This window comes from Pseudarthrobacter sp. NKDBFgelt (assembly GCF_046097905.1).
Classification (GTDB): domain Bacteria; phylum Actinomycetota; class Actinomycetes; order Actinomycetales; family Micrococcaceae; genus Arthrobacter; species Arthrobacter polychromogenes.
Map to the genome: position 1 here is coordinate 1 of NZ_JBJURL010000145.1, position 3,418 is coordinate 3,418.

The 3,418-nt window shown below is 68.5% G+C and carries 4 protein-coding genes and 1 pseudogene; 3 read left to right on the forward strand and 2 right to left on the reverse strand.

The annotated features are described in order from the left end of the window. The first annotated feature begins 77 nt into the window (after positions 1-77). On the forward strand, positions 78-1,244 hold the full coding sequence (locus ACKAE7_RS20615) for a Gfo/Idh/MocA family protein (RefSeq protein ID WP_408980172.1): 1,167 nt from the start codon (positions 78-80) through the stop codon (positions 1,242-1,244). Here the strand turns inward: ACKAE7_RS20615 and ACKAE7_RS20620 are convergent. Beyond that, complete coding sequence (locus ACKAE7_RS20620; RefSeq protein ID WP_408980173.1) at positions 1,234-1,860, reverse strand: HutD family protein; 627 nt, start codon at positions 1,858-1,860, stop codon at positions 1,234-1,236. The genes ACKAE7_RS20615 and ACKAE7_RS20620 overlap by 11 nt on opposite strands. A 120-nt stretch (positions 1,861-1,980) precedes the next feature. Here ACKAE7_RS20620 and ACKAE7_RS20625 point away from each other — a divergent pair, with 120 nt between their 5' ends. Further along, a complete protein-coding gene (locus ACKAE7_RS20625) occupies positions 1,981-2,592 on the forward strand; it encodes a phosphoribosylanthranilate isomerase (protein ID WP_408980174.1) in 612 nt (203 codons plus the stop codon). A gap of 117 nt (positions 2,593-2,709) precedes the next feature. After that, the gene (locus ACKAE7_RS20630) at positions 2,710-3,111 is read left to right on the forward strand and encodes a YccF domain-containing protein (RefSeq protein WP_408980175.1); all 402 of its coding nucleotides are present in this window, start codon (positions 2,710-2,712) and stop codon (positions 3,109-3,111) included. Positions 3,112-3,188: 77 nt separating this feature from the next. Here the strand turns inward: ACKAE7_RS20630 and ACKAE7_RS20635 are convergent. Continuing rightward, positions 3,189-3,418, reverse strand: a pseudogene (locus ACKAE7_RS20635) (phosphosulfolactate phosphohydrolase); the annotation flags it as partial.

Sequence of the window (3,418 nt, forward strand, 5' to 3'; positions counted from 1 at the left end):
GGAGGCAGCCAGGGAAGCGGGTTCCAAAGGGTCCGCTTCGAAGGGCAGACAGCCCTTACCCTGAGCAACCATCTGGGATGCGCGGCCGGCTCGCAAACGAGCTCGGGATACCGGACGGCGGGGTGTTCAATAACTGGCAGGCAATGCTGGAATCCCGGCTGCCGGCCGACGGAATCATCATCGCCACGCCGGACCGTGAACACGCAGCTCCCTTCGCAGCAGCCGCAGCCCACGGCTACCCGATCCTCCTGGAGAAGCCCGTCGCCGTCGACCCCTCCGGCTGTGCGGACCTTGGCCGCATCAGCCGTGAGACCGGCACCAGGGCAACGGTTTGCCATGTGCTTAGATACACCCCGCTGACGGTCCTGCTCAAGCAGATCCTGGCCGGCGGGGCGGTGGGCCGGATCATTTCCGTCCAGCACCTGGAACCTGTCGGCTTCTGGCACTTCGCGCATTCCTACGTCCGCGGGAACTGGCGCCGCGAGGAAAACTCAAGTCCGTTCCTACTCGCCAAGTGCACGCACGACGTCGACTGGCTCTCCTTCATCATCGGCAGCAGGCCCCTGCGGGTATCCTCCTTCGGGCAGCTGGCCCACTTCCGTCCCGAGGGGGCACCGGAAGGCGCAACCCGGCGCTGCACCGACTGCCCGGCTGAACCACGCTGCCCCTACTCCGCGCTGAAGATCTACGGCGCCGGGCGGCCACCGAACGGCGGCAGGCCGGACCCGGCACGGGCGTACTTCGCCGACGTCGTGGATCCTGGCGGCACCCGCGAATCACTGCTGCACGCCCTGGCCACGGGACCCTACGGCCGCTGTGTCTATTTCTCGGACAACGACGTCGTGGACCACCAGGTGGTGAACATCGAATACGAGGACGGCACAACCGCCGCGTTCACCGCCACGGCCTTCACCGCCGCGGGCCCCCGGCGGACCCGCATCTTCGGCAGCCACGGCGAGATCACCATCGAAGCCGGAGCCATCTCCGTCTACGACTTCCTGACCGGAACAACAACTGTCCACCCCGTGCCCGCTGCCGTGCCGCAGGTCCGGGGCGAAAAGCACGAGGGCGGCGACCGCGGCCTCATCTCCGCCTGGGTTGCCGCGCTCGCCGGCGGGGACTGGTCGGGGGTGGTGTCCGGACTGGACGAGTCCCTGGTCAGCCACGCCGCCGTCTTCGCCGCCGAGGAAGCGCGCCGGAACCATGCCGTAGTGGACGTCGGGCGCTTCAGCCTCAGCCAGTAACCTCATCGATGGACACCACAGCCAGGAAGCCGCGGCCCAGGACCTCCGGGGAACCGCTGTCCGAACCCACCACGGCGTCGTAGCGGTCCAGGGCCACCGGCCCAGGCGCCCCGGGCCCGGCAGCGGACCCTGCTGCGGCAGCGGCCGCTGCAGGGTCAGCAGGGGCAGAGACAGTGGCCTGGCCCTGCAGCAGGACGCCGAACTGGCTGGCGAAAAGGGGGTGGGCCCGTTTCTTCGAGAGCTCGATGATGGATGTAAAGCCCTTGTACTTCCCCGCCCGGGTGATGACGTTAAGGTTGCGGACGTCCCCCGTGGGGAGGGCACAGGTGGTGTCGGCCCCGCCAGGGAACCGGAACGGGCGGTACTTCTCGAGGGGATGTTCAGCACCATCCACGGTGAGCAGCAGGAGCTCGCCCTCAACCACGGTGAGCACCCGCTCCATCCCGGGAAACGGCGAGAAGTCCCCGGCTTTGCCCACCTCGGCGATGCTGACCCGCCAGTCCCACCCGCCGTCGTGTCCGGAGGCGGCGCCGGTGTGGCCCGCGATCTGGCGCGTTACCCCGCCGCCGTTGCGCCACGGTTCGGGTTTAAGGTCGGCAAAGCGGATGATCTCCATCTGTTCAGCCTAGTTGCCCGCCCCAGGGCGGGGTGCAGGCGGCAGGTGTCGGCAGCTCCCATCCTTCCCTGCTACTCTCCTCCGGGGGGACAACACGAAAACAGCCTGAAGGAGCCGGGAATGTTCGTCAAAGTGTGTGGTCTCAGCACGCCGGAATCTGTTCGCGAAGCGGTGGACGCCGGAGCGGACGCGGTGGGTTTCGTCCTCACCGCCAGCCCCCGTGTGGTCTCGCCCTCGCAGGCATCGGCCCTGCTGGCGGCGGTCCCTGAACGGGTTTTGCCTATCGGCGTGTTCCGCGACGAGCCCGTTGTTGACGCCGTGGCCATTGCCCGCGCCGCCGGGCTGGAATGGCTCCAGTTGCACGGCACGCGCACCCGCGGGGACGTTGCCACCGTGCACGACGCCGGGATGAAGCTGGTCAGGGCTGTCACCTTGAGTGCCACGCCCGAGGAGCTGGAGGACTGGGGCGAGGACCTGCTCCTGATCGACGCCGCCGTCCCCGGTTCGGGCGAGGCCTGGGACTACGGTTCGGTGGCCGGCCTCCCTGCCCTGCAGGGACGCAGTTGGCTGCTGGCCGGCGGCCTGGACCCGGAGAACGTTGGGAAAGCATCAGCTGCCGCCCGCGCCTGGGGAGTGGACGTTTCCTCCGGTGTTGAGGCATCCCGCGGCGTCAAGGACCTGGCCAAGGTCCGCGCCTTCGTGCACGCGGCGAAAGCCGAGTCCACGGTCTAGGCGGGCACCGCAGTTCAGGCGGCACCGCAGTTTAGGCGGCACGGCGGGATCCGGTTCAGGGGCAGCTCAGGGAAGCCCCTGAGCTGTTTGCCGGCGGCCCCGGGGCACAATGGATGAATGAAGACACTGCTCAACATCATCTGGCTGGTTTTTGGCGGGTTCTGGCTCGCGCTCGGATACTTCGCGGCCGGTGTCATCTGCTGCCTGCTGGTCATCACCATCCCGTGGGGCATCGCCTCGTTCCGGATCGCCGCCTACACCCTCTGGCCCTTCGGCCGGACCGTGGTGGACAAGCCCGGCGGCACCGGCGTCTTCCCGCTGCTGGGCAACGTGATCTGGCTCCTGGTGGCAGGAGTCTGGATCGCGATCGGGCACGTGGTCACGGCTTTCGCCATGGCAGTCACCATCATTGGCATCCCGCTGGCCATCGCCAACCTGAAGCTTATTCCGGTGTCCCTGATGCCGCTGGGCAAGCAGATCATACCCACCAGCCAGCCGTTCGTCTCCACCTACCGTTAGGCGGGAGCGGCCGGCCATTTCGCCTGCCGGCCGGGGCGCCAGCCTCCGTGGAGAGGCCAGCCCGCTGACCGCACCGGTCAGCGCGGACTGAACACCCCGTTGACCAGGAGGGCCACGGCGTCGCTGCAGTCCAGTTCGGCGGCGATATCGACGTCCGCCCCGTAGCCGCCGCCGGCCAGCTCGCGGCCGCTGGAACAGGCGTGGAGCATCTCGCGGAGGCGCGGCTCGGCGGCTTCAAAGGCGGCCATGGCCGCTACAGCCTCCGGCGAGTAGCCGTGCCGGCCGTCTTCGGGCTCGTACCCGCCCT

Bases quoted from the DNA above. Each gene is read 5' to 3' on its own strand.
- ACKAE7_RS20620 (WP_408980173.1), bottom strand. From the start codon at position 1,860: ATGGAGATCATCCGCTTTGCCGACCTTAAACCCGAACCGTGGCGCAAC.
- ACKAE7_RS20625 (WP_408980174.1), top strand. From the start codon at position 1,981: ATGTTCGTCAAAGTGTGTGGTCTCAGCACGCCGGAATCTGTTCGCGAA.
- ACKAE7_RS20615 (WP_408980172.1), top strand. From the start codon at position 78: ATGCGCGGCCGGCTCGCAAACGAGCTCGGGATACCGGACGGCGGGGTG.
- ACKAE7_RS20630 (WP_408980175.1), top strand. From the start codon at position 2,710: ATGAAGACACTGCTCAACATCATCTGGCTGGTTTTTGGCGGGTTCTGG.